Origin of the sequence: uncultured Microbacterium sp., from assembly GCF_963521695.1 — a bacterium.
In the GTDB taxonomy this organism is placed as follows: domain Bacteria; phylum Actinomycetota; class Actinomycetes; order Actinomycetales; family Microbacteriaceae; genus Microbacterium.
The window spans coordinates 1-3,419 of record NZ_CAUQWC010000296.1; the positions used below are offsets into that span (position 1 = coordinate 1).

Genomic DNA, 3,419 nt, shown 5'->3' on the forward strand with positions numbered 1-3,419 from the left:
GCCTTGGCGCGATCGCGCGCGGTGAGGGCGGCGTGCCCCGTCGAGACGCGGGAAGACGCCCCGAGGGGGTCGTCGTGCGGTCTTGTCATCGGCATCCTGTCGGGTTAGCCTGGGATTTCAGTTAGCCAACATTAACTGAGAATCCCCCTCGGGAACGATCCCGACGGAACGACGGCGCCGTCGACGAAGCGGCGTCGAGACGGAGCCGCCATGAGCACAGCACCGGTCATCGCAACACCCCCGGCCGCGGACACGCCCGACGTCTCCCTGCGCGCCGACGGCACGCGGCCGACGCAGCGGAGCCTCGCCCAGGCCCTCCGCGACACCCTCGCCCGCACCGCGCGCGGAGGCTCGGACGCCGCCCGCGAACGCCACACCGCCCGGGGAAAGCTCCTCGCCCGCGACCGCATCGACCGTCTGCTCGACGAGGGCAGCCCCTTCCTCGAGATCGCTCCGCTCGCCGCCCACGGCCTGTACGACGGTGGCGCTCCGGCCGCGGGTGTCGTCGCCGGGATCGGGCTCGTGCACGGACGCCACGTGATGGTCGTCGCCAACGACGCGACGGTGAAGGGCGGGGCGTACTTCCCCCTCACGGTGAAGAAACACCTTCGCGCGCAGGAGATCGCGCTCGAGAACCGCCTGCACTGCATCTACCTGGTCGATTCGGGCGGGGCGTTCCTGCCCCTGCAGGACGAGGTGTTCCCCGACCGTGATCACTTCGGCCGCATCTTCCGCAACCAGGCGCAGCTGTCGGCCGCGGGCGTGCCGCAGATCGCCGCGGTCATGGGCTCGTGCACGGCGGGCGGTGCGTACGTCCCCGCGATGAGCGACGAGAGCGTCATCGTGCGGAACCAGGGGACGGTGTTCCTCGGCGGCCCGCCGCTGGTGAAGGCCGCGATCGGCGAAGACGTCACGGCCGAACAGCTCGGCGGCGGCGACCTGCACGCCCGCCGCTCGGGCGTCGTCGACCACCTCGCCGACGACGACGAGCACGCGCTCGAGATCGTGCGCGACATCGTCGCCACCCTGCCGCCGACCCCCGCGCCAGTGTGGGAGGTGCTCGCCCCCCACGCCCCGGTACGACCGCCGGAAGACCTCTACGACATCGTCCCGGTCGACGTCACCCAGCCCGTCGACATGCGGGCCGTCATCGACACCCTCGTCGATGCCGGCTCCCTGCACGAGTTCAAGGCGCTGTACGGCGAGTCCGTCATCACGACCTTCGCACGCCTGCACGGTCACCCCGTGGGCGTCATCGCCAACGACGGCGTGCTTTTCAGCGAATCGGCGCTCAAGGCCGCCCACTTCATCGAGCTCGCCGACCAGCGCGGCATCCCCCTGCTGTTCCTGCAGAACATCACCGGATTCATGGTCGGACGAGACGCCGAAGCCGGCGGCATCGCGAAGGACGGCGCCAAGATGGTCACCGCCGTCGCCACCACCCGCGTCCCCAAGCTCACCGTCCTCGTCGGAGGCTCCTACGGCGCCGGCAACTACGCCATGTGCGGGCGGGCCTACGACCCCCGGTTCCTGTGGACCTGGCCCGCGAGCCGCATCTCGGTCATGGGCGGCGCGCAGGCGGCATCCGTGCTGTCCACCGTGCAGCGCGATCAGCGGGCCGCGCGCGGGGAGGAGTGGACGGATGCCGACGACCGGGCGTTCCAGCAGCCCATCCGCGCCCGCTACGACGAGCAGGGCGACCCCTACTACGCCACCGCCCGGCTCTGGGACGACGGCGTGATCGACCCCGTCGACACCCGCACGATGCTCGGGCTCGCACTCGACGTCGTGAGCCGGGTGCCGATGGCCGACCGGGGCTTCGGCCTCTTCCGGATGTGATCCCGGTGACTTCTCCCTCCATGGGCGCCGAGGCGCCCCGGATGTTCACCGGCGTCCTCGTCGCCAACCGCGGCGAGATCGCGCGCCGGGTGCTGCGTACCCTGCGACGCCTCGGCATCCGCTCGGTCGCGGTGTTCACCGACGTGGATGCCGAGGCTCCCCACGTGCGCGAGTCCGATCACGCCGTGCGTGTGGCGTCGTACCTCGACGTCGACGCCATCGTCGCCGCCGCGGCGTCGTCCGGTGCCGAGGCCGTGCACCCGGGCTACGGCTTCCTCAGCGAGAACGCCCACTTCGCCCGCGCGTGCGCGGCCGCCGGGGTCGTGTTCGTCGGACCGGGAGTCGAGGCACTCGAGGTCATGGGTGACAAGATCCGCGCGAAAGCACACGTCGCCGCCCACGACGTGCCGACCGTGCCGGGATTCTCGGCCGACGGTCTCTCCGATGCCCAGATCACCGCCGAGGCCGAGAGAGCGGGCTTCCCCCTGCTCGTGAAGCCCTCCGCCGGCGGCGGCGGCAAGGGGATGACGGTGGCCACCCGCCCCGACGACCTCGCCGACGCGCTCGCCACCGCCCGCCGCGTGGCCATGGCTGCCTTCGGTGACGACACCCTGCTGCTCGAGCGGCTGCTGGAGCGCCCGCGCCACATCGAGGTGCAGGTGCTCGCCGACGCGCACGGGACGACCCTCTCGCTCGGCGAGCGCGAATGCACGCTCCAGCGGCGGCACCAGAAGGTGATCGAAGAAGCCCCCTCCCCGGTCGTCGACGCCGCTCTGCGCGACGCTCTCGGCGAGGCGGCGGTCGCCGCCGCCCGCAGCGTCGGGTATCTCGGTGCGGGGACCGTGGAGTTCCTCGTCGCGGGCGACCGGCTCGACGAGCCCTTCTTCATCGAGATGAACACGCGCCTGCAGGTCGAGCACCCCGTCACCGAGCTCGTGACCGGCATCGACCTCGTCGAGCAGCAACTGCGGGTCGCCGCCGGGTTCGCGCTCGACCTGCCCGAGGTCCGTCTCGACGGTCACGCGGTCGAAGCGCGGGTATATGCCGAGACACCGTCTCGCGGATACCTCCCCGCGACCGGGACCGTCACCCTGTGGCATCCGGGATCCGCCCGCGTCGACAGCGCGGTCGAGACCGGCAGCGTCGTCAGCGCCCACTACGACCCGATGATCGCGAAGGTCATCGCGCACGGCCCCGACCGGGCGACCGCGCTGGCCCGGCTCGACGCGGCGCTCGCCGAGACCGTCGTGCTCGGCGTCGACACCAACATCGCCGACCTGCGGGCCCTGCTCGCCGATCCCGCCGTGCGGGCGGGAGACCTCGACACGGGGCTCCTCGACCGGAGGGGGACACCCGAGGTGCCGCAGCCGACGCAGGGCGCCCTCTCGGCGGTCGCCGCGCGGGTGGTGTCGGATGCCGGGCTCTCGACCGGCAGCTCCGTCTGGGATCGCGTCGGAGCGTGGCGTGCCGGGGGAGCGGTGTCCCCTCGCGCGGTGGCGCTGGAAGACGATGCCGGGCGCATGCACACGGTCGCGCCGGCCGAGGTCGGTGCTCGTGTGACGGGCGGCCCGGTCGAGTAC

The 3,419-nt window shown here is 72.3% G+C and carries 2 protein-coding genes; both read left to right on the forward strand.

From position 1 onward, the window contains the following. Positions 1-210: 210 nt before the first annotated feature. A complete protein-coding gene (locus RWP81_RS15450; protein WP_314457593.1) occupies positions 211-1,839 on the forward strand; it encodes a carboxyl transferase domain-containing protein in 1,629 nt (542 codons plus the stop codon). 41 nt (positions 1,840-1,880) lie between these two features. Continuing rightward, a partial coding sequence (locus RWP81_RS15455; RefSeq protein ID WP_314457595.1) for a biotin carboxylase N-terminal domain-containing protein occupies positions 1,881-3,419 on the forward strand: 1,539 nt, incomplete at its 3' end.

Bases quoted from the DNA above. Each gene is read 5' to 3' on its own strand.
- RWP81_RS15450 (WP_314457593.1), top strand. From the start codon at position 211: ATGAGCACAGCACCGGTCATCGCAACACCCCCGGCCGCGGACACGCCC.